General features: G+C 70.1%; 18 protein-coding genes. 10 read left to right on the plus strand and 8 right to left on the minus strand.

The genetic code is table 11. The annotated features are described in order from the left end of the window. Positions 1 to 24: 24 nt before the first annotated feature. The 3 genes from ACT53U_RS07910 to ACT53U_RS07920 all read left to right on the plus strand — a co-directional run bounded on the left by ACT53U_RS07910 (position 25) and on the right by ACT53U_RS07920 (position 3400). Positions 25 to 1485, plus strand: a complete 1461-nt coding sequence (locus ACT53U_RS07910; RefSeq protein ID WP_476153890.1) for an aldehyde dehydrogenase family protein — start codon at positions 25 to 27, stop codon at positions 1483 to 1485. A gap of 33 nt (positions 1486 to 1518) precedes the next feature. After that, positions 1519 to 3021, plus strand: a complete 1503-nt coding sequence (locus ACT53U_RS07915; protein ID WP_476153892.1) for a purine-cytosine permease family protein — start codon at positions 1519 to 1521, stop codon at positions 3019 to 3021. Positions 3022 to 3217: 196 nt separating this feature from the next. Further along, a complete protein-coding gene (locus ACT53U_RS07920; RefSeq protein WP_476153894.1) occupies positions 3218 to 3400 on the plus strand; it encodes a hypothetical protein in 183 nt (60 codons plus the stop codon). Positions 3401 to 3410: 10 nt separating this feature from the next. Here the strand turns inward: ACT53U_RS07920 and ACT53U_RS07925 are convergent, their stop codons facing one another. Next, positions 3411 to 4217 (minus strand): IclR family transcriptional regulator, encoded by an 807-nt coding sequence (locus ACT53U_RS07925; protein ID WP_476153896.1) that lies wholly within the window; start codon positions 4215 to 4217, stop codon positions 3411 to 3413. Positions 4218 to 4401: 184 nt separating this feature from the next. On the opposite strand from ACT53U_RS07925, the gene ACT53U_RS07930 reads away from it, so the two are divergent. The 4 genes from ACT53U_RS07930 to pta all read left to right on the plus strand — a co-directional run bounded on the left by ACT53U_RS07930 (position 4402) and on the right by pta (position 10404). Then, positions 4402 to 6009 carry a GMC family oxidoreductase gene (locus ACT53U_RS07930; RefSeq protein WP_476153897.1) on the plus strand — a complete coding sequence of 536 codons (1608 nt, stop codon included), beginning with the start codon at positions 4402 to 4404 and terminating at the stop codon, positions 6007 to 6009. A gap of 46 nt (positions 6010 to 6055) precedes the next feature. Further along, positions 6056 to 7339, plus strand: a complete 1284-nt coding sequence (locus ACT53U_RS07935; protein WP_476153899.1) for an MFS transporter — start codon at positions 6056 to 6058, stop codon at positions 7337 to 7339. A gap of 159 nt (positions 7340 to 7498) precedes the next feature. Continuing rightward, entirely contained in the window at positions 7499 to 9280 is a 1782-nt protein-coding gene (xsc, locus tag ACT53U_RS07940) for a sulfoacetaldehyde acetyltransferase (RefSeq protein WP_476153901.1), read from the plus strand. Positions 9281 to 9444: 164 nt separating this feature from the next. Next, entirely contained in the window at positions 9445 to 10404 is a 960-nt protein-coding gene (gene pta, locus ACT53U_RS07945) for a phosphate acetyltransferase (protein WP_476153903.1), read from the plus strand. Between the two features lie 25 nt (positions 10405 to 10429). On the opposite strand, the gene ACT53U_RS07950 is transcribed toward pta, so the two are convergent. Further along, the gene (locus ACT53U_RS07950; RefSeq protein ID WP_476153904.1) at positions 10430 to 10690 is read right to left on the minus strand and encodes a DUF3297 family protein; all 261 of its coding nucleotides are present in this window, start codon (positions 10688 to 10690) and stop codon (positions 10430 to 10432) included. 174 nt (positions 10691 to 10864) lie between these two features. On the opposite strand from ACT53U_RS07950, the gene ACT53U_RS07955 reads away from it, so the two are divergent. Further along, the gene (locus tag ACT53U_RS07955) at positions 10865 to 11644 is read left to right on the plus strand and encodes a DUF1499 domain-containing protein (protein WP_476153906.1); all 780 of its coding nucleotides are present in this window, start codon (positions 10865 to 10867) and stop codon (positions 11642 to 11644) included. A gap of 4 nt (positions 11645 to 11648) precedes the next feature. Here the strand turns inward: ACT53U_RS07955 and ACT53U_RS07960 are convergent, their stop codons facing one another. From ACT53U_RS07960 to ACT53U_RS07980, 5 genes are all read right to left on the minus strand, one after another. Next, a complete protein-coding gene (locus ACT53U_RS07960; protein ID WP_476153908.1) occupies positions 11649 to 12566 on the minus strand; it encodes an MBL fold metallo-hydrolase in 918 nt (305 codons plus the stop codon). Between the two features lie 10 nt (positions 12567 to 12576). Continuing rightward, entirely contained in the window at positions 12577 to 13407 is an 831-nt protein-coding gene (locus tag ACT53U_RS07965; protein WP_476153910.1) for a sulfite exporter TauE/SafE family protein, read from the minus strand. A gap of 19 nt (positions 13408 to 13426) precedes the next feature. After that, positions 13427 to 14668: an MFS transporter gene (locus ACT53U_RS07970; RefSeq protein ID WP_476153912.1), complete on the minus strand. Its 1242-nt coding sequence runs from the start codon at positions 14666 to 14668 to the stop codon at positions 13427 to 13429. A 151-nt stretch (positions 14669 to 14819) separates the two neighbouring features. Further along, entirely contained in the window at positions 14820 to 16262 is a 1443-nt protein-coding gene (locus tag ACT53U_RS07975) for a lipopolysaccharide biosynthesis protein (protein ID WP_476153914.1), read from the minus strand. 157 nt (positions 16263 to 16419) lie between these two features. Continuing rightward, positions 16420 to 17697 (minus strand): glycoside hydrolase family 5 protein, encoded by a 1278-nt coding sequence (locus ACT53U_RS07980; RefSeq protein ID WP_476153916.1) that lies wholly within the window; start codon positions 17695 to 17697, stop codon positions 16420 to 16422. A 154-nt stretch (positions 17698 to 17851) separates the two neighbouring features. On the opposite strand from ACT53U_RS07980, the gene ACT53U_RS07985 reads away from it, so the two are divergent. Then, entirely contained in the window at positions 17852 to 19540 is a 1689-nt protein-coding gene (locus ACT53U_RS07985) for a serine aminopeptidase domain-containing protein (protein WP_476153918.1), read from the plus strand. Here the strand turns inward: ACT53U_RS07985 and ACT53U_RS07990 are convergent, their stop codons facing one another. After that, on the minus strand, positions 19541 to 20821 hold the full coding sequence (locus ACT53U_RS07990; protein ID WP_476153919.1) for a VpsF family polysaccharide biosynthesis protein: 1281 nt from the start codon (positions 20819 to 20821) through the stop codon (positions 19541 to 19543). A 294-nt stretch (positions 20822 to 21115) separates the two neighbouring features. Here ACT53U_RS07990 and ACT53U_RS07995 point away from each other — a divergent pair, with 294 nt between their 5' ends. After that, the gene (locus ACT53U_RS07995; RefSeq protein WP_476153921.1) at positions 21116 to 21871 is read left to right on the plus strand and encodes a WecB/TagA/CpsF family glycosyltransferase; all 756 of its coding nucleotides are present in this window, start codon (positions 21116 to 21118) and stop codon (positions 21869 to 21871) included. The last annotated feature ends 3 nt before the right edge of the window (positions 21872 to 21874 follow it).

The following is a 21874-nucleotide window of genomic DNA, read 5'->3' on the forward strand; positions in this document are numbered from 1 at the left end:
TCGACCACGAACGAGGACCTGCCCATGACGTCGCAACCCGCCGCCCGGCTGCTGCCCGGTCTCTGCATCGACGGGGTCTGGGAGCCGGGCGAAGGCCCGGTCATCGACATCGTCGATCCGTCGACCGAGGCGCTGCTGGCGCGGGTCGCCGCCGCCGACGCGGCAGCGGTCGATCGCGCCGTGCGGGCGGCGAAGCGGGCGGCGCCGGCCTGGCGGCGGACCGCCCCCGGCGATCGCGCGGCGGTCCTGCGGTCGGTCGCTCGGGCGATCGAGGCCTCGGCCGAGACGCTCGCTGCCATCCAGTGCGCCAACAACGGCAAGCCGCGCGGCGAGGTCGAGTTCGACATCGCCGACGCCGTCGCCACCTGGGACTACTACGCCGATCTCTGCGCCGCCGAGCCCGGCCTCGCCGGGGCACCGGTCGCCCTGCCCGACCCGGCCTTCACCGCCCGCGTGGTGATGGAACCGGTCGGCGTCGTCGGCCTGATCGTGCCGTGGAACTTCCCGCTGGTCACGACCGCCTGGAAGCTCGCCCCGGCCCTGGCCGCAGGCTGCACCGTGGTGCTGAAGCCGTCGGAACTGACGCCGCTGGCGGAGAGCGAACTCCTGCGCATCCTCCACGCCGCCGGCGTCCCCACCGGCGTGGTGCAGATGGTGATCGGCACCGGCGCGGAGGTCGGGGCGGCGCTGGCGGCCCATCCGCTGGTCGACAAGGTCTCCTTCACCGGCTCGACGGCGGTCGGGCGCTCGATCATGGCGACGGCCGCGGCCGACATCCGCCGCGTCGGCCTCGAACTCGGCGGCAAGTCGTCGCTGATCGTCTTCGACGACGCCGACCTCGATCTCGCCGTCGATCTGGCGGTCAAGGGCGCCTTCTTCAACGCCGGACAGATGTGCTCGGCGACCTCGCGCGTCCTCGTCCAGCGTGGTCTCGCCGATCGCTTCGCCGCGCGCTTCGTCGCCGCGACCGAGGCGCTCGTCGTCGGCGGACCGTCGGAGGGCGCCGACGTCGGCCCGCTGATCGGCCGGGCGCAGCGCGACCGGGTCGAGGCGATGGTCGAACGCGGGATCGCCGAGGGCGCACGCCTTCTCACCGGCGGTCGCCGTCGGCCGGGGCCGGGCTGGTTCTGGCAGCCGACGATCCTGACCGACGTCGCCGAGACGAGCGCGCCGTGGCGCGACGAGATCTTCGGACCGGTCGCCTGCGTCCGTGTCTTCGACGACGAGGCGGAGGCGACGGTGCTCGCCGAGGACACGATCTACGGGCTGGTCGCGAGCGTCGTGACCAGCGACGCGGCACGCGCCGACCGGATCGCCGAGACGCTCGGCGTCGGCATGGTCTGGGTCAACGCCCCGCAGGTGATCTTCCCCGCCACCGCCTGGGGCGGGTTCCGGCAGAGCGGCATCGGCCGCGAACTCGGACCCTGGGGGCTTTACGCCTTCCAGGAAGTCAAACATGTCGTATCGGCCGTGCCGACACGCTGAACGCATCATCACGGGACATCGACGGAGGGCATCATGGCGGTTGGCGAGGCAATGATCGAGGCGGGTCGGGAGACCCGAGCGACGGGGATCGAGCGACGTTCGATCGACTACGTTCCGGCGAGCGAACGGCACGGCAAGGTGGCCGACCAGGGACCGTTCTGGTTCCTCGGCAACTTCCAGTTCTTCACCATCGCCATCGGCTTCGTCGGCCCGTCGATGGGTCTGTCGCTCGCCCACACCGCGCTCGCCGGGGCGATCGGCATCCTGTTCGGCACGCTGTTCATGGCGTTCCACGCCTCGCAGGGCGCCGAGCTCGGCCTGCCGCAGATGATCCAGTCGCGGGCGCAGTTCGGTTACCGCGGCGTCGTCGTGGTGCTGATCGGCACGCTCGTCACCTTCGTCGGCTTCAACGTCGTCGATTCCGTGCTGATCTCGACCGGCCTCAACGGCATCTTCGGCTGGAACGCCACGACGGTGATGCTGGCGATCACGGTGATCGCGACGCTGCTGGCGATCTACGGCCACGACTGGCTGCATCTGATCTTCAAGATCTGCTTCGTGGTGTCGCTGCCGCTCTATCTGGTGCTGACCGGAGCGATCCTGACGGGCCATGCCGGCGGGCAGGCCCCGGCCGAATCGAGCTTCACCTGGGTCGCCTTCGTCGCCCAGATCGCAGCCGGCGCCAGCTACAACATCACCTACGCACCCTACGTCTCGGACTATTCGCGCTATCTGCCGCGCGACACCAAGCCGTCGTCGATCATCGCCGCGGTGATGGTCGGGGCGTCGTCCTCGGCGATCTGGCTGATCGCGCTCGGCGCCTGGCTCGCCACCCGTCTCGGCGCCTCCGACGGGCTCGTCGCGCTGCATCAGGCCGGCGGCGCGGTCCTTCCCGGCTTCGGCTCGGTGATCGCACTCGCTTCGATCGCCGCGCTGGTCGCCACCATGGGGCTCAACGCCTACAGCGCCATGCTCACCATCCTGACCGGCGTCGACGCGCTGCGGAAGGTCCATCCGACCCGCTCCTCGCGCATCGTCACCATCGTCGCGGCGGCGGTGCTGTGGACCGCGCTGTCGCTGGCCGTCAGCTCCGACGCCATCGCGCTGCTCTTCGCCATGCTGACGGTGATGCTCTACCTGCTGGTGCCGTGGACGGCGATCAACCTCGTCGACTATTTCGTCGTCCGGCGCGGTCGCTATGCCATCACCCACATGTTCACCCCCGGCGGCGTCTACGGCAGCTGGGAATGGCACGGGCTCGTCGCCTATGCGGTCGGCTTCGCCTCGACCATCCCGTTCTTCGTCCTCGCCGGCTTCTTCACCGGCCCGGCGGCGGAGGCGTTGGGCGGCGTCGACATCGGCTGGCTGGTCGGTCTGGTCGTCGCCGGCGGCGTCTACTGGCTGCTGACCCGCGGCATCGACCGGACGACGGAAGAAGCCGCGATCCGGGAGAGCGAGACCGAGCTGCGCCAGATCGAGGCCCAGCCCGCGGTGCATCACTCGACCGTGCCGGTCGGCTCCGACACCTGGGAGTGACGCGACCGAAACGGCGATGCATCGATCGCCAACGATGAGACGTCACGGGTCCCTTCGGCAGCGAAGGGGCCCGTGATCGCGTCCGGCGCGGGCCGCGGCGGCACGGCACGATACGTAAGGAGTCCGACGACATGGCCTCGGCTGCGCGATACCGGTAAGAGTGTGCCGTCTTGGAACAGCCCCCCGAGTGAAGACCATGGACTTCGACGACACGCTCCGCATGATGATCGGCCCGCTGATGGCGGTGACGATCGCCGTCGTGCTGATGAGCCACCCCGGACGAACGGCACCGCCCGCCCCGCGCATCACCCCCGAGGCGGCCGCCCTGTGGCAGCACGCCTGGGACACGGCGGCGCCGATGCTGCAGTCGGGCAACTGACCGACCGCCGTCACTCCCCGAAGGTCGCCGCCATCTCGGCCGCGGCGGCGACGAAGACCGGCACCAGCGACACCGCCTTGTCGAGGCTCATCCGCGCCGTCAGCGCGTGGCAGGCGATGGCGGCGAAGACCCGTCCACGCGGATCGCGCACCGGCACAGCGACCGCCACCAGGCCGCTCAGGAACTCCTCGTCGTCGACGGCGTAGCCCTGGCGGGCGATCGTCTGCAGCTCGCGTTCGAGCACCGCGCGGTCGACGATCGACTTCGGCGTCTCCCGCGTCAGCGACAGAGCGTCGAGGATGCGGTCGCGTTTGGCCTTGGGCTGGGTGGCGAGCAGCAGCTTGCCGCTGGCGGTACAATGGAGCGGCACGCGCGAACCCGGCTCCAGCGACAGACGCAGCGGCCAATGGGTCTCGACGCGGTCGAGATAGACCACGCCCTGCCCCGACAGGACGGTCAGATTGCAGGTCTCGCCGACCCGCTCGACCAGATCGGCTAGGATGCGGTGACGCGCCGCCGAGGCGCCGGACTGACGCACGATGCCGAGACCGAGGCGCTGCATGCGGGGGGAGAGGGTGAATTTCTTCGAACCGCCCTCGCGTTGGACGAAGCCCTCCTCCTCCAGCCGGTGGCAGAGGCGATGCGCCGTCGCCTTGGGCAGGCCGATCTCCAGCGCGACGTCCGTCACCGTCGCCGAACCGCCGTTCTCCACCAGGAACTCGAGCACTTCGAGGGCACGAGCAACCGCCGGTCGCTTCGCCCGCCCCGCCTGCTCGCGCTGATCATCGGTGCCTGCAACCACGTCGAGATCATCCACCTCGCCACCCTCCACTGCGCGCCTCGAATTTTCGATCTCGGATCGAGATTCGTCGTCATAATTGCATGTTTTTCCGTTGAACGGAACAGATAATTGCGTTTAATCGATTGACTCGTAGATGGTTGATCGTAATTCTACGCATCGAGAGGTCGCCGATCGAAGCGACCCCGCTGGGGAGGTCCTCGTGGATCGAGAGGTTTACGATTTCGTCGTCGTCGGCGCCGGATCGTCCGGCTGTGCGCTCGCCGCGCGCCTGAGCGAGAACGGACGCCACACCGTCGCCCTGCTCGAGGCCGGGCCGCGCGACACCAATCCGTGGATCCACGTTCCGATCGGCTACGCCAAGACGATGTGGAACGAGCGGGTGAACTGGTGCTTCCGCACCGAACCCGATCCGGGCATGCACGATCGCCGCATCTACTGGCCGCGCGGCAAGGTCCTCGGCGGCTCGTCGTCGATCAACGGCCTGATCGCCATCCGCGGCCAGCGCGAGGACTACGACCGCTGGGCCGAACTCGGCAACGAGGGCTGGTCCTTCGCCGACGTCGAGCGCCATTTCATCCGCCTCGAGAGCAACGACCTCGCCGCCAGCGAGCCCGGCCACGGCCCCGACGGTCCGCTCAGCGTGTCGAGCATCGGCGCCCGCCACGAGCTGATCGAGGCCGTCATCGGCGCCGGTGAGAAGCTCGGCATCCCGCGGACCCGCGACTTCAACGGCGTGAAGCAGGAGGGCGTCGGCTACTATCAGCTGACCACCCGCAACGGCCGGCGCTGTTCCACCGCGCAGGCCTATCTCAAGCCCGCCCGCCGCCGCGCCAACCTGCGTGTCGTCACCGAGACGCGGGCCGAACGGGTGCTGATCGAAGACGGCCGCGCCGTCGGCGTCGTCTGTTCCTCGGGCGGCCGACGCTTCGAGATCGGCGCGCGGCGCGAGGTGATCCTGTCGGCCGGCGCGCTGCTGTCGCCGCAGTTGCTGATGCTCTCCGGCATCGGCGACGGCGCCGAACTCGCCCGCCACGGCATTCCGGTCCGCGTCGACCGCCCGGCGGTCGGCAAGAACCTACAGGACCACCTCCAGCTCCGGCTGATCTACGAGGTGAAACGGCCGATCACCACCAACGACCAGCTCCGCAGCCTCGTCGGGCGGGTGTCGATCGGCCTGCAATGGCTGCTCACCCGCACCGGGCCGCTCGCGGTCGGCATCAACCAGGGCGGCATCTTCACGAGAGTGCTGCCGGAATCGACGCGGCCGGACGTGCAGTTCCACGTCGCCACGCTTTCCGCCGACATGGCGGGCGGCACGCCGCACCCGTTCTCGGGCTGCACGCTGTCGGTCTGCCAGTTGCGGCCGGAGAGCCGCGGCGAGGTGAAGCTGGCGTCGGCCGATCCGCTCGCGGCGCCGCTGATGTATGCCAACTATCTCTCGACCGAGACCGATCGGCGCTGCGCCAAGGCGGCCCTCGCCTTCGCCCGCAAACTCGCGTCGACCGAGCCGCTCGCCGGCGAGCTGGTGCGCGAGCATCTGCCCGGTCCCACCGCGGTCACCGACGACGATCTGCTCGAATTCGCCCGCGAATACGGCGCGACGATCTTCCACCCGAGCGGCACCTGCCGGATGGGCGTCGATGCCGACGCCGTCGTCGACCCGCGCCTCAGGGTGCGCGGCGTCGCCGGGCTGCGCGTCGTCGATTGTTCGATCATGCCCGAACTCGTCTCGGGCAACACCAACCTTCCCGCGGTGATGATCGCGGAAAAGGCATCCGACATGATCCTGGAAGACCTGAACTCATAAAAACACGGAGGGAGGAAACATGTCGACGAAACCAGACAAGGGGGAAATGAGGAAGGTAGTCTTTGCCAGTCTGATCGGTGCGACGATCGAGTGGTACGACTTCTTCCTCTACGGGGCGGTCGCAGGCATCGTCTTCAACAAACTCTTCTTCCCGACGAGCGACCCGGTGGTGTCGATTCTGCTGGCCTACACGACCTTCGCCATCGGCTTCGTGGCGCGACCGCTCGGCGGTCTCGTCTTCGGCCATCTCGGCGACAAGACGGGGCGCAAGAGCGTCCTCGTGGCGACGCTGATGATCATGGGCATCGCCACCATGCTCGTCGGCTTCCTGCCGACCTACGAACAGATCGGCATCCTCGCGCCGACCCTGCTGGTCGTCCTGCGTCTGGCGCAGGGCATCGGGCTGGGCGGCGAGTGGGGCGGCGCGGTGCTGATGACCTACGAATACGCCGAACCGGGCAAGCGCGGCTTCTATGCCTCGATCCCGCAGATCGGCCTGGCGATCGGCCTGTGCCTGTCGTCCGGCGTGGTGGCGCTGCTGTCGCGTCTGCCCGACAAGGACTTCCTCGCCTGGGGCTGGCGCGTCGCCTTCATCGCGTCGTTCCTGCTGGTGCTGGTCGGTCTCTACATCCGCATGAAGATCGTCGAGACCCCGGAGTTCCGGAAGGTCAAGGAGCAGAACGCCGAGGTGAAGGTCCCTGCCGCCGAGATGATGCGGCTCTATCCCGGCAACATCATGCTGGGCATGGGCGCGCGCTACATCGACGGCGTGTTCTTCAACGCCTTCGCCGTCTTCTCGATCGCCTACCTGACCCAGCTCGCGCCGGTGAAGGTGTCGCGCGAGGTGGCACTGTGGGGCGTTTCGGCCTCGGCGTTGGTGATGATCGCGACGATCCCGTTCTTCGGCTGGGTCTCCGACAAGCTCGGGCGCCCGAAGACCTACGCGATCGGTTCGGCACTGCTGGCCCTCTCGGCCTATCCCGCCTTCGTGCTGCTCGGCTCGGGCGATCCGGTGACGATCTTCGCCGCCCTGATCATCCCCTTCGGCGTGATCTACGCGATGTGCTACGGCCCGGAAGCCGCGCTCTTCGCCGATCTCTTCGATCCGCGCGTGCGCTACAGCGGCATCTCCTTCGTCTATCAGTTCTCCGGCATCTTCGCCTCGGGACTGACGCCGATCATCGCCACCTATCTGATCGAGGCCAACGGCAAGCAGCCCTGGTACCTGATCGGCTACGTGGTCTTCGCCGCCATCGTCTCGATGCTCTCGGCGCTGGCGATCCTCAAGCGGCAGACGGTCGGCTACGGCCAGCTGCAACGGGCGACCTGAGCCCCCCGGGACGTGGGGCGCAGGCCATGGCCGGCCCCACGTCCACCCCTCGATTTCGGGCTCGTCCCGACCAGACCACGAGCGGCCGCCCACGGAAGGCCGCGCCGGGATCGGCGTCGCGCGAAGGCGCGGCGTCCCCGCTGCCAGGAGAACACGACGATGAAGATGACGACCGAAGAAGCCTTCGTGAAGGTTCTTCAGATGCACGGTATCGAACACGCCTTCGGCATCATCGGTTCGGCCATGATGCCCGTCTCCGATCTCTTTCCGAAGGCGGGTATCACCTTCTGGGACTGCGCACACGAGACCAATGCCGGTCTGATGGCCGACGGCTTCACCCGTTCCACCGGCAAGATGTCGATGGCGATCGCCCAGAACGGACCGGGCGTCACCGGCTTCGTCACGCCGATCAAGACCGCCTACTGGAACCACACGCCGCTGCTGCTGGTCACGCCGCAGGCCGCCAACCGCACCATCGGTCAGGGCGGCTTCCAGGAGATGGAGCAGATGCGGCTCTTCGCCGACTGCGTCTGCTATCAGGAAGAGGTCCGCGACCCCTCTCGCGTCGCCGAGGTGCTGAACCGCGTCATCCTGAAGGCCCGCCGCGCCAGCGCGCCCGCCCAGATCAACGTGCCGCGCGACTTCTGGACCCAGGTGATCGACATCGAGCTGCCGCAGATCGTCCGGTTCGAGCGTCCCGGCGGCGGCGAAGAGGCGCTGGCGGAAGCCGCCAAGCTCCTCAGCGGTGCCGCCTTCCCGGTCATCCTGTCGGGCGCCGGCGTCGTGCTCTCGGGGGCCATCGCCGACGTGGTGGCGCTCGCCGAACGGCTCGACGCCCCGGTCTGCTCCAACTACCAGCACAACGACAGTTTCCCCGGCTCGCATCGTCTCGCCATGGGCCCGCTCGGCTACAACGGCTCGAAGGCCGGCATGGAGATCATCGCCAAGGCCGACGTCGTACTGGCGCTCGGCACCCGGCTGAACCCGTTCTCGACCCTGCCGGGCTACGGCATCGACTATTGGCCGAAGAACGCCCGGATCATCCAGGTCGACATCAACCCCGACCGCATCGGCCTCACCAAGAAGGTCGACGTCGGCATCGAGGGCGACGCCGGCAAGGTGGCGCGCGGCATCCTCGCCCGGCTCTCGCCGGCGGCCGGCAACGTCGGCCGTGACGACCGCAAGGCACTCGTCTCGCTGACCAAGTCGCGCTGGGCGCAGGAGCTCTCCAGCCTCGACCACGAGGACGACGATCCGGGCACCGTCTGGAACGCCGATGCGCGCAGCCGCGATGCCGATCTCATGAGCCCGCGTCAGGCCTGGCGCGCCATCATGCGCTCGGTGCCGAAGGACGCGATCGTCTCCTCCGACATCGGCAACAACTGCGCCATCGGCAATGCCTATCCGAGCTTCGAGACGGGGCGGAAGTACCTGGCGCCGGGCCTCTTCGGTCCCTGCGGCTACGGCTTCCCCTCGATCCTCGGGGCGAAGATCGGCAATCCCACGACGCCGGTGATCGGCTTTTCGGGCGACGGCGCCTTCGGCATCTCGATGAACGAGATGACGGCCTGCGGCCGTGACTGGTGGCCGGCGATCACCATGGTGATCTTCCGCAACTATCAGTGGGGCGCGGAGAAGCGGAACACGACGCTCTGGTACGACAACAACTTCGTCGGCACCGAGCTCGACCGCGAGACGACCTATGCCGGCATCGCCCGGGCCTGCGGCGCCGAGGGCGTGGTGGTCAAGTCGATGGAGGAACTCTCCGACGCGCTGGAGAAGGCGGTCGAGCGGCAGATGAAGGAGAAGAAGACCACCTTCATCGAGGTCCTGCTCAACCAGGAACTCGGCGAGCCCTTCCGTCGCGACGCGATGAAGAAGCCCGTCGTGGTCGCCGGCATCGACCCCGCCGACATGCGCCCGCAGCAGGGCGCCGTCTGAGACGGAAGCGGCGCTTCCCACAAGTGACGAAGTCCCCCGGCGCCCTCGCGGGCGCCGGGCGGGCGAACGCGTCCAACGAAGACAGACGAGGGCCTCCCCGTGACGCTTCCATCCGGCATCGCAGACCCGAGCCTCTCCCCCTGCCCTCCCGTCGTGGTGCGGTGATGCGGGCGCTCGACCATCTCTTCGACCGGGCGCGCGACCTCCGCCGCCACATCGTCCTGCCGGAAGGCGGCGATCCGCGCGTCGCGGCGGCGGCCGAGATCGCCGTCCGCGAAGGCTTCGCCCGGATCACGCTGATGGACGGCGAGGCCGCCGGTGCGACGACGCTCGCAACCGCGACGGCGCCGGACCTCGACGATCTCGCCGCCGCCTATCATTCCTTGCGCGGCCATCGCGGCGTGACGGCCGAGGCGGCACGCGACACGATGCGCGATCCGATCGGTCAGGCCGCCATGCGGGTGCGGCTCGGCCGCGCCGACGGCACGGTCGGCGGCGCGGTGGCGACGACGGCCGACACGGTGCGCGCGGCACTGCGGATCATCGGCCGGGCGGCGGATGCCGATCTGGTCTCGAGCTTCTTCCTGATGCAGCCGAAGTCGGCGGACGCGCCGATCGCCCACGGCATGATCTTCGCCGACTGCGGACTGGTGATCGCGCCGAATGCGGAGGAACTCGCCGGCATCGCCATCGCGGCGGCGGGCTCCTGCCGCACGCTGCTCCGCGAGACGCCGCGCGTCGCGCTGCTGTCGTTCTCGACGGCGGGATCGGCGGAACACCCGAGCCTCGACCGCGTCCGCACGGCGCTGAGACTCGTGCGCGAGAAGGCGCCGGACCTCGAGATCGACGGTGAGATCCAGATCGACGCCGCCCTCGACGGGGCGATCCGCGCCCGCAAGATGCCGCTGAGCCGTCTGACGGGGCCCGCCAACGTGCTGGTCTTCCCCGACCTCGCCGCCGGCAACATCGGCTACAAGATCGCCGAGCGGATCGGCGGTCTCGCGGCGATCGGCCCGTTGCTGCAGGGGCTGGCCCGACCGGCGAACGATCTGTCGCGCGGCTGCTCGGTCGACGACATCGTCGCCGCCATCGCCATCACGGCGGTGCAGTCGGCCCCGTCGTGACGGGGCCGAACCGCGGAGCCGGACCTCAGTCCTTGATCCAGACCTCGACCTCGCCGGTCAGCTTGATCGTCAGCGGACGGCCGTGACGGTCGAGCGAACGGCCGGCCGGCACGCGGATCCAGCTCTCGGAGATGCAGTATTCCTCGACGTTGAACTTCTCGACGCCCTTGAAGCGCACGCCGATGCCGCGCTGCAGGATGTCGCCGTCGAAATAGGGGCTCGACGGATCGATCGACAGGCGATCGGGGAGCGCGGGGGCGGCGGCGGGCGTGGTCTCTTCGGTCATGGTCGTCCTCGGCGGATGATGGGCGCGTCCGCGAGGGCCGCGCCGAAACGGTCGCCACGACATGCACCGTTTCGCGCGACGGGTCAAACCCGTCGCCCCTCCCCGACCGGGACCGGGCGTGCTAGAGGTGGGCGTTTCCCGCGAACCGCCGATCCGACGGACCCGATCCCGACCATGCTCCACCGCCCGCCCCTGCGCCGATCCCGCCTCGCCGGATGGAGCCGGATCCTGGGCGGCTTCGCGCTGCCGTTGCTGATCATCGCCGTCGCCGGCCACCGGCTCGGCTGGATGGAGACGGAGCACGCGGTGGCGATCATGCTCGCCGCCTTCGGCTTCGCCGCGCTGGCGCTCGTCGGCGGTGCGGCCGCTGCCGCGGTCATCTGGCACGACGGGCGACTCGGTGCGCGCCAGGCGGTCGGCGGCATGATCTGGGCCTGCGTCACGCTGGCCCCCGCCGGCTGGCTCGCCTTCGAGGCCTTCGCCCATCCGGTGGTGCTCGACGTCTCGACCGACGCGACCGATCCGCCGATGTTCCGCGCCGCCGCCTTCGCCCGCGTCGGCCGCTGGAACACGCCGACCCCGCCGTCGCTCGAAGAACGCACCCGCATCCGCGCGCTGACGCCGGAGATCGGGCCGCGGCGCTATTCGATCGGCTCGGACCTCCTGTGGAGCGTGGCGCGCAAGCGCGTCGAGGCGGCGGGCTGGACCATCCTCGATCAGTCGGCCCCCGCCGGCGACGGCGACCGCGGCCGCATCGAGGCGGTCGCGCGTTCGCTCGTCCTCGGCCTGCCCGACGACGTGGTGATCCGCGTCCTGCCGGAACCCTCGGGCGCGCGCATCGACATGCGGACCTCGCCGCGCTGGGGCGGGCTCGACTTCGGCCGCGGCGCGGCGCGTATCCGCGCCTTCCTCGACGATCTCGATCAGGCGGTGATCGACACCTACGGCCGCTGAGCCGTCAGATCCGCTTCAGCCGCGCGGCGAGCCGCACCGGTCCGTCGACCGCGGCGATGACGCCGCGCGCCGCCAGATCCTCGGCATGGGCGAGCAGCGACAGCGCCGCCGCGCCGTGCAGGCTGCGATCGACCGCGGCATAGATCGTCGCGACCATTTCCGGAATCGTCTTCTCGCCGTCGCCGAGTTCGGCGAGAAGCGACGCCTCGCGCCCGAGCCGATGCGCCTCGAGCCCGCGCAGGAACGGCAGCGGATCCTCGATCGAGGCCCCGTGGCCGGGATGGAGCACGCGGTCGTCGCGCGCCATCAGCCGGCGCAGCGAGGCCATGAAGTCGGCCATGGCGCCGTCGGGCGGAGCGACGATGGTGGTCGACCACGCCATGACGTGATCGCCGGTGAAGAGCGCCGCCTCCTCGACGAGCGCGAAGCAAAGATGGTTCGCCGTGTGGCCGGGCGTCGCCACCGCCTCGAGCGTCCAGCCGGCGCCCGTGACGACGGCGCCGTCGGTAAGCGTCACGTCGGGCATGAAATCGGTCTGCGAGGAGGCATCGAGCGGGTTGATCTCGCCGATGTCGAGCGGACGGGCCGGGCGATGCGGGCCTTCGCCGAAGACCGTCGCGCCGGTCGCCGCCTTCAGCGCGGCGGCGGCCGGGGAATGGTCGCGATGGGTGTGGGTGACGAAGACCGCCCCGATGCGGGCCTTGCCGACAGCCGCCAGGATCGCCGCGACATGGGCCGGATCGTCGGGACCGGGATCGATCACCGCCACCTCGTCCTCGCCGACGAGGAAGGTGTTGGTGCCGTGGAAGGTGAAGGGACCCGGGTTCTTCGCCACCACGCGGCGGACGAGCGGCGACAGGCGCACCGCCTCGCCGTGACGCGGATCGAAGCTGCGGTCGAAGACGAGCGGCGTGTCGGCCATGCGGGACCTCTCAGACGAGCGAGACGACGAAGCGCAGCCCCATCACGCCCAGGAACAGCGCGAAGGCGATCTCGAGCGTGCGCTTGTCGAGCCGGTGGGCGAGACGCGCGCCGACGGGTGCGACGAAGATGCTGGTCGGCATGATCAGCGCCGCGCCGATCAGGCTGACGAAGCCGATCGACAGCGGCGGCAGCAGGGCGGCGCGCGACCAGCCCGCCGCCATGAAGCCGATCGCGCCGGGGATCGAGATCAGCACGCCGACGCCCGAGGCGGTGGCGACCGACTGGAGGATCGGCCGGTTGCAGAAGCTCATCACCAGATTGACGATCGAACCGCCGCCGATGCCCATCAGCGCCGAGAGCACGCCGGTGACGACGCCGATCACGGCACGCCACGGCTCCCCGGGCACGTCGTCGGCGAGCTTCCACGAGGCCTTGCCGAAGCCGAGCTTCGCCGCCGTCACCCAGGCGACGAGGACGAAGACCAGCTTGAAGACCGCCGGCGGGGCGAAGGAGGCGAGCCACGAGCCGATCACCACGCCGCCGACGATCGGCAGCACCCAGGCGCGCAGCAGCGCCTCGTCGACGGCACCGCGGGCGCGGTGGGCGAGGAAGGAGCGGATCGAGGTCGGCACGATGACGGCGAGCGAGGTGCCGACCGCCAGCTGCATCTTCAGCTCCTCGGGCACGCCGACGACGCCGAAGAGCTGATAGAGCACCGGCACCATGACGGCGCCGCCGCCGACCCCGAAGAGGCCGGCGAGCAGGCCGGAGAGGGCACCGGCGCCGAGCAGCACGCCCGCCAATTCCGCCCATTCCATCATGCCGATTCCACCCATCACGTGCCCTCGGTTTCGTCGTTCATTCGGCGAGTTTGTCGCGCCGGCGCAGCTCGGGGAAGAGCCCGGCCCAGAGACCGGCGACGAGAAGCGTGCCGACGCCGCCGACCACCACCGCGCCGACCGGCCCGAGAAACGCGGCGAGCAACCCCGACTCGAACTCGCCGAGTTCGTTGGAGGCCCCGATGAAGACCGAATTCACCGCCGAAACGCGACCACGCATTTCGTCGGGCGTGTCGTGTTGTACCAGGGTCTGGCGCACGAAGACCGACACCATGTCGGAGGCGCCGAGCACCGTCAGGAAGCCGACCGCCGGCGCCAGCGCGGTCGACAGGCCGAAGCCGATGGTGGCCAGCCCGAAGACCGCGATGGCGGTGAACATGGTGATGCCGGAGCGCCGACGCAGTGGCCGGTGGGCGAGGAAGATCGCGGTCGCCGCCGCCCCCAGCGCCGGCGCGGAGCGCAAGAGGCCGAGGCCCCAGGGGCCGGTCGCCAGGATCTCGCGGGCATAGATCGGCAGGAGCGCCGTCGCCCCGCCGAGCAGCACGGCGAAGAGATCGAGCGAGATCGCCCCGAAGATCGCCGGGCGCGAGCGGATGAAGCGGATGCCGGCGAACAGCCGGTCGAGCGACGGTTTCTCCGGCGGCACGGCCCGCGGGCGCGGCGTCACGCGGAAGATCGAGGCGGAGGCGACGGCGAAGGCGGCGACCGCCGAGCCGAAGGCGGCCTCCGGGCCGATCGCATAGAGGATGCCGCCGAGCGCCGGGCCCGCGATGGTGGAGACCTGCCAGGCCGACGACCCGAGCGCCACCGCATTGGCGAAGAGCTCGCGCGGCACCAGCGTCGGCAGGAGCGCCTGCGTCGAGGGATTGCCGAAGGCGCGCGCGGTGCCGAGCAGGGCGGCGAAGGCATAGATCGGCGTCGCCGAGCGGACGTCGAGGACGACGCAGACGAGCACGCCGAGCGCCGCCGTTCCCATCGTGGCGAAGGCGATCGAAGAGACGAGGCGGCGGTCGAAGCGATCGGCGACCTCGCCGCTCGCCAGCGCGAAGACGAGATTGGGCACGAAGACCGCGAGCCCGACCAGACCGAGCGCCAGCGCCGAGCGGGTGACGTCCCAGACGTGCCAGCCGAGACCGACGTTGTAGGCCTGGATCGCCAGCCCGCTGAGGAAACGGGCCGCCATGAAGAGGCGGAAGTCGCGGTGGCCGAGCGCGGCCAGTCCGCCGTGGCGGGGAGCGGGCGCGGAAGCCGCTTCGGCCATGGATCTCTCCGTCCCCGCAGGCCCCTCGCCGACGGTCGAACCTCGCCTCTAACATGCGAGGCGCAATCCTGTCGTCACATGAGCGTGCGCGACCGCCTTCGGCCGTGGGCGGCGAGGTGTTCGTGCGCGATGCGAACGACGCGGGTGCGGCTCAACGCGGGCGGCGGAAGCGGGTCGGCAGGAGCTCGTCGAGCGGTGCCGGACGCACCACCCAGGCGACGGAGCCGAAGACGACGACGCCGAGAACGATCGAGCCGACCAGTTCGAGCGGCAACGGCAGCAGCGACAGCGGCCGAGCGGCGAGAGCCAACACGGCCGCCATGGCGAGCGTCGCGGCGGCGGTGCGGGCGAGATCGTTCCACGGGATGGCGAAGGCCATCAGACGGCGGGCGACGACGAAGTTCACCGCGAAGAGCGCGAAGTTCTGGATCAGATAGGCGATCGCGCAGCCCCACACGCCCCAGGTCGGCACCAGCACCGCCATGGCGGCGAGGCCGACGAGGGCGGCCGGCAGCGTCACCAGCCCGCCGAGGCCGGTGCGCTTCTTCATGTGATAGACCTGCTCGAGAACGAAGGTCTTGTAGCCGATGAAGACGGCGGCCAGCACCGCCGGCGGCAGCACCCGAACCGCGGCGGCGGCATAGTCGGGCGACAGCAGCAGGCGGCTCATCGGATCGGCCACCATGACGATGCCGACGGCGGCCGGCAGGGCGATGAAGGAGACGCCGGAGACCAGTTCCGACATGCGGCCACGGGCGGCGGCGTCGCCGTCGCGCTCGTAGGCCTCCATCAGCAGCGGGAAGGTGCGCACGCCGACCAGGCTGAAGAGAAAGTCGAGCGGCTGGCGCGCCAGCATCACGCCGGCAGCATAGACCGCCACCGCCTCGGCACCGACCGCCTGATCGAGGAAAATCCGGTCGGAGGAATTGGCGACCGCCGCGACGATCGCCGCCGGGATGATCGGCAGGCCGTATGCGAGATAGGACTTCAGCGGCTCCAGCGCACCGGCGTGGAGGTCGAGCCGGGCGAAGGCGCGGCGCGCGCCCCACAGGCCGACCACCGCGGTGATCGCCACGTAGACCAGCGTCTGGGTGAAGAAGGACGGCCAGATCCAGGCCGCCGCGATGCCGACGACGAGCAGGCCGAGGGCGCGGATCGCCTCCATGGCGACGATGCCGTTGCGATCGTTCTGGACCGACATCAGCGTCGAGGGAAAGCGCATGACGCCGGTCGCCGCCAGATAGAGCACCACCGCGACGACGAAGATCGCCTCGTCGGCGTCGTCGCGCATGACGATGCCGGTGATCGCGGCGAGGGCGAAGGCGGGAACCAGCGTGGCGACGTAGATCCAGAAGCTGCGGACGGCCTCGTGGCCGAAGGCCTCCGGACGACCGGAGGCGAAGCGGGCGAGTGCCAGCCGGACCCAGTTGCTGATCGTGCCGTCGATCGCCTCCGCCACCGTCATCACCAGGACGAAGAGGCCGTACTCCTCCTTGGAGATCAGACGCGTCAGGATCAGGACGAGGACCAGCGACACGATCCGCGGCAGGACCACGGCAGGCGCATAGCCGACGAGCGAGCGAACGATGGACAATGCGATCTCCCGAGCGGCCGTCCGGCGACGGCAGCGGAACCAATGACCGGCGCGAAAGACCTCCCCCGGTGTGGCATCGCACGCGGGGTCGATCATCGTCCGAGGGTATTGCGAATTGGTTGTCGCACACTCCCTCGCGCAAAAATATTCCGTTGCGTCACTTCAAGCCCAACGCTCGCGCCATGCCGGCTTCGACGCGCAGCGTCGCGGGGTCGTCGACGATGCCGAAGGAATGATTCGCTCGGGTCAATTCGGCTGTGTAGATCGCCCAGGCGAAACCGGCCTTCTCCGCCGCCCGGCGAGCGATGCCGACGACTTCGGCGCGCACGCCCGGCGCCATGCCGGGACCGTAGCCGCCGAATTCGCCGAGCAGCACGCGGCGCGGCGGGATGCCGTGGACCTTCGCCCAGTCCGCGACCTTGGCGAACTCCGCCTCGATCGTCGCGGCGCTCGCGCCGGAGGCGACGTATTTGTCGAGATGGGCGGCGACCGCGGTCTCCATCGCCGCGCGGGCCTGCGGGTCGGCGATCTCGGCGTCGATGCGCGCCTTCGCGTCGGTGAGGATCGCCGTGCGGGCGGCGGCGTCGATCTTGGCCGCCGGGAAGGGCATGCCGGGCAGGAAATGCGCCGGCCCGGTCTCCCACGGCAGACCGGCATGGGTCAGCGCCATCGGCTCGTAGGCGTGGACGCTCCAGATCACCCGCTCGTCGCCGGCGAAGCGCGACGGATCGAGCCTGAGCAGCCCCTCGACGCCGCCGCCGCGGGCGCCCGAGAGCACCAGCGCCAGATCGGGGGCGACGCGGCGGGCGGCACCGTACAGAGCCACGAGCTGGCCCGGCCAACGGTCGGTCAGGGCGAGGTGCGAGTTCCAGTCCTGATCGGGCTCGTTCAGGAGTTCGAGGGCGACACGGTCGCCCGGCAGGGTCTTCAGCCGGTTGGCGACGGTGCGCACCAGCCCGAGATGGCGGGAGAAGCCCTCGCCCGCCCGCATGCCGCCGGTGCCGAGCACCCAGTGCAGGCCCTGCGGCCTGTCGTTCGTCTCCGGCACCAGATGGAGATCGACGATCACCCGGAAGTCGGCGGCCAGCAGCCGCTTCGTCGCCCGCAGCACACCGTCGAGGAGCAGTTCGGTCTCGAGGTCGTCCCAGAAGAAGGGCGAGGGATCGACGTTGAGGCGGACGAAGTCGAATCCCTGGCGGCGCAGAGCGACGAGGCGATCGTCGGGGACCGCCTTCGACCAGTCGGGGAAGTTCGCGCGGTCGTAGCCCGGCGCGAGGAAGGCGTCGCGGCCGGTCCAGGTCTGCCAGAGTTCGAAGTTGATGCCGCGCCGGAAGGCGGGCGCCTCGGCCGCCGCGAGCGGGGCGGCGAGGAGTGCGGCGAGCACGCTCGCGGCGAAGACCCGGACGAGACGCCCGAGGGTCGATGAAAACGGCATGCGGCGCCCTCGCCCCCCTGTTCGCGCGCGATGATGCAGGCTCCGCCCGTCTTGGTCCAGAGCGGGCAACGGATCCTTCACCGATCGCGGCTAGCCTTTCGCCTCGAGAAAGTTCGCGAACAGGGGGAACGGCTTGGCGGATCGACGTCCGATCGTGTTCGACGGTTGCTTCGGCTGGATCCATGCGGGTACCCGCCCGCGCGGCGTCGTGCTGTGTTCCGCCCTCGGCTTCGAGGGTGTCGCCGCCCACCGCGCCTGGCGCGACCTCGCCGAACGCCTCGCCGATGCCGGCCTGCCGACCCTGCGTTTCGACTGGGCCGGCACCGGCGACGGGCTCGGCGACGACCGCGATCCCGACCGCCTCGCCGCCTGGGAGGCGAGCCTCGTCGCGGCAATCGAACGGCTGAAGGAGGAGGCCTGTGTCGACGAGGTCGCCCTCGTCGGCCTGCGTCTCGGCGCGACGATCGCCGCCCGTGTCGCCACGATGCGCGACGACGTCGCCCTCCTCGTCGCGTGTGGCCCGGTCGTCTCCGGCCGTCTCCTGATGCGCGAGCAACAGAGCTTCGCCCGCATGCTGCGGGTGCGCGGCGACGACGATCCGCCGGATGCCGACGAGATCGGCGGCCATGCGCTCAACGGCTTCTTCGTGTCCGAGGAGACCGCCGAAACGATCCGGGCGATCGACCTGCGCAAGGCGGAGGCACGGCCGGCCCCGCGCGTGATGATTCTCGCCCGCGAGAACGACGCCGCCTGCGACGCGCTCGCCATGCGGCTGCGCGACCTCGGTGCCGCGGTCGAGGAACACCCCTTCCCCGAACTCGACAATCTGATCGAGAACCCGACGCGCAGCCGCATTCCCGTGGCGCGTTGGGAGGCGATCGTCGCCCATGTCCTTTCCGGCGCCGGGGAACCGCGCGCCGCCCTGCCCGCGCCGCTCGACGAGGCGCCGCGACTCGAAGACGAGACCTGGGTCGAGGAACCGTTGTGCTTCGGCCGCGACGGCCGGCTCTTCGGTATCCTCTCCCGGCCGAAACGCGACGTGGGCGCACGGCCGGCGGTGGTGATACTCGACGCCGGGCGGGTGTCGCACGTCGGTTGGGGGCGCGGCGCGGTGGAACTGGCGCGGCGCCTCGCCGCCGCCGGCCATCTCGTGCTCCGGATGGACCCGGCCGGCATCGGCGACAGCGACGCCATGCCCGACGGGCCGGCCGAAGTGCTCTATTCGAAGGAGGCCGTCGACGACGTGATCGCCGCCTTCGATCGGCTCGCGAGCGAGGCGCCGGTCGGCTTCGTGACGATCGGCACCTGTTCGGGGGCGCATTTCGCCTGGCACGCGGCAATCCGCGACCCGCGCGTCGTCGGCGTGGCGATGATCAACCTACAGCGCTTCGTCTGGAAGGAGGGCGACAGCCTCGAGATCGCGATGCGCAACCAGATGCGCTCGACCGGGGCCTATCGCGCCATGGCGCTGCGGGCCGACACCTGGAAGCGGCTGTTCTCCGGCCAGATCCACGTCGTGGCGATCGCGCGCGAACTCGGCCGGCGCATCCTCGGGCGGATCGCCGGCAAGATCCGGCGGCTGGTCACCACCGATCCGGCGGTGCGCGAATTGAAGGTGCTCGCTGCGCGTCGGACGCGGGTGCTCTTCGTCTTCGGCGAGGACGACGGCGGGCGCGACGAGTTCGCCGCCCATGTCGGCAAGGAGGCGGCGCTCGAAGACATCGCCGCCACGGCGAGCCTCGAGATCCACACGGGTGCCGACCACAACTTCTCGCAACGCGATCCGCGCCGAAAGCTCCACACCCGGCTCGTCGCCTTCCTCGACGAGATCGCGCGACGCTGATCAGTCGGCGGCGCGGCGCGGTGTCAGGACGAGGGTGAAGATCACCCACATCGCCAGAACCGAGCTCTTGGCGGCCACGCCGAGCGACGACGACATCACCGCGACGAAATAGGCGACCGTCCACAGCGCCTGGAGCGACGTCTCGCGCACCACTTCGCGCATGAAGGCGGCGAGCGAGGCGAAGAAGACGGCCGAGACGAGGATGCCGTAGGCGGCGGCGAAGCCGACCTCGGAACTCTCGATGCCGAGGCGGATCGAATATTCGCGCTGCGCCTTGGCGATGATCTCCGGATCGGGCCAGAGCCAGAACTGCTCGCCGGTCAGATCGCCGAAGATGCGGAACATCGACAGGCGCGTCTGGGCCGAGCCGTGATCCTGGCTGAAGCGCTCGAGGAAACGGTCGGCACCGCCGCCGTCGACGAAGATCACCACGAAGATCGTCGCCACCGACAGGGCCGCGACCGCGAAGATCGCATGACCGATCGAGAAGCGTCCGCCGATCAGCAGGCGGCCCGCGCCGATCACCGCGGCGAGCCCGACCATGACCAACGCCAACACCATGGCGACGCGGCCGCCGAAGGCGATCATCGACAGCGAAGCGAGCCCCATCGCCGCGAAACGCCAAGGCAGCGTCAGGCGCGGCGCGGCACCGAAGGCGAGCGCTACGATGTAGTTGCCGGTGACATAGGCGTCGATCAGCGGATGGCCGAAGAGCGCGGTGGCGCGCCATTCGTAGGTGATGAGCGTGCCGTCGGCCTCGTACATCGGCGTCAGCCGCCGGCCGCCGGCATATTCCCACAGCGCCATCAGCGAGTTGGCCGCGACGATCAGATGCAGCAGCGTCTCCAGCCGGGCGCGCTCGGCCGCGTCGAGTTCGCCGATCGCGACGAAGAGCATCAGCGGCAGGAGGAAGGTGTCGAGCGTCGCCGCCAGCGGCAGCTTGACGATCACCGCCGCCTGGAACAGCAACAGCACGATGCCCAGACCGAAGGCGACGAGACCCGGACGGCGCGTCGCGACGCGGCCGAAGAGGCGGCCGATGCCGCCGTTCGCCCAGCCCCATATCAGCACCACGACCAGCGACAGGAAGGTCGCCGGATGGATCTTGGCGAGCGCCGAACCACCGGCGACGGCATAGGGAATGCCGACCGCGGTCAGAAGCAGGGCCGAGACGAGCAGCACGACGAGCACCAGCGCGAAGGTCGCCGCCACCGCGACGCGGCGGCGCGACGTGCCGACGTGGCGGCCCGCTGCGATGGTCTCGGCGATCGGATGCGCCACGGCGTCGAACTCCCTCTCGCGACGGCTTGCCGCCACGGCGACGGCGGCCGGGTCGGCCGCGATCGGTCCTCCATGGTGGCGAAACAGGGTTAACGCGCGGTTGGCGGCCACGGATGGATCGTCCCGGTCCATCCGTGTTTTACCTTTCGAAAACACAGGCGCGCTATGGATGGGACCGGTGTCGACGAGGGAGACGGGATCCGCCCGTCGCCGATCGATCGCCGCGAGGTCGTTTTCGTGATCATGGCCGCCTGTCACAGCGCGTATGAATCGACGTCCGAGCGCCCGGCGACGGTGATCGACATCGATTCCTGGCGGATCAACGTGGCGACCCAGGAAGACCTGGTCGCGCGCGTCGTCGCCGACGTCCGCGGCGGCATCGCCGGCACGGTCTTCACCATCAATCTCGATCATCTCTCCAAGCTGCGGCGCGACGAGGCCTTCCGCACCGCCTACGGCCGGGCGCGCCACGTCTCGGCCGACGGCTTCCCCGTCGTGCTGCTGGCGCGTGCCGAGGGGGTGAAGATCGACCGCGTCACCGGTGCCGATCTGGTCGTGCCGCTCGCCCGCGCAGCCGCCGCGGCCGGCATCGCGGTCTATTTGTTCGGCACGTCGCCCGATGTGCTCGAGGTGGCGGTGGAGCGGCTGAAGACGCTCGCCCCCGGTCTCGTCGTCGCCGGAGCGGAAGCGCCGCCGATGGGCTTCGACCCGCGCGGCCCCGCCGCCGCCGAGGCGGCCGGTCGGATCGTCGCGTCGGGCGCCGGCATCTGCTTCCTGGCGCTCGGCGCTCCGAAGCAGGAGGTCTTCGCCGACTTCGCGGTGGAGACCACGGCCAAGGGTTCGTGGATCGGCGTCGGTGCGGCGCTCGACTTCATCGCCGGCCATCGCACCCGGGCGCCGAAGTTCTTCCAGCGCGTCGGCCTGGAATGGGCATGGCGCGCCTTCCAGGAGCCGCGCCGGCTGCTGCCGCGCTATCTCGAGAATGCCGGCTGGCTGGCGAGCCACCTCGCCGCCCTGCTCCTCGGCACGCGACGCCCACCGCGCGGCTGAGGC

Source organism: Pinisolibacter sp. DMC19 (assembly GCF_056313985.1).

What these genes read in the sequence shown, in the direction of transcription:
- ACT53U_RS07910 (WP_476153890.1), top strand. Translation starts at nt 25, where the DNA reads ATGACGTCGCAACCCGCCGCCCGGCTGCTGCCCGGTCTCTGCATCGAC.
- ACT53U_RS07915 (WP_476153892.1), top strand. Translation starts at nt 1,519, where the DNA reads ATGGCGGTTGGCGAGGCAATGATCGAGGCGGGTCGGGAGACCCGAGCG.
- ACT53U_RS07920 (WP_476153894.1), top strand. Translation starts at nt 3,218, where the DNA reads ATGGACTTCGACGACACGCTCCGCATGATGATCGGCCCGCTGATGGCG.
- ACT53U_RS07935 (WP_476153899.1), top strand. Translation starts at nt 6,056, where the DNA reads ATGAGGAAGGTAGTCTTTGCCAGTCTGATCGGTGCGACGATCGAGTGG.
- xsc (WP_476153901.1), top strand. Translation starts at nt 7,499, where the DNA reads ATGAAGATGACGACCGAAGAAGCCTTCGTGAAGGTTCTTCAGATGCAC.
- pta (WP_476153903.1), top strand. Translation starts at nt 9,445, where the DNA reads ATGCGGGCGCTCGACCATCTCTTCGACCGGGCGCGCGACCTCCGCCGC.
- ACT53U_RS07950 (WP_476153904.1), bottom strand. Translation starts at nt 10,690, where the DNA reads ATGACCGAAGAGACCACGCCCGCCGCCGCCCCCGCGCTCCCCGATCGC.
- ACT53U_RS07955 (WP_476153906.1), top strand. Translation starts at nt 10,865, where the DNA reads ATGCTCCACCGCCCGCCCCTGCGCCGATCCCGCCTCGCCGGATGGAGC.
- ACT53U_RS07960 (WP_476153908.1), bottom strand. Translation starts at nt 12,566, where the DNA reads ATGGCCGACACGCCGCTCGTCTTCGACCGCAGCTTCGATCCGCGTCAC.
- ACT53U_RS07970 (WP_476153912.1), bottom strand. Translation starts at nt 14,668, where the DNA reads ATGGCCGAAGCGGCTTCCGCGCCCGCTCCCCGCCACGGCGGACTGGCC.
- ACT53U_RS07980 (WP_476153916.1), bottom strand. Translation starts at nt 17,697, where the DNA reads ATGCCGTTTTCATCGACCCTCGGGCGTCTCGTCCGGGTCTTCGCCGCG.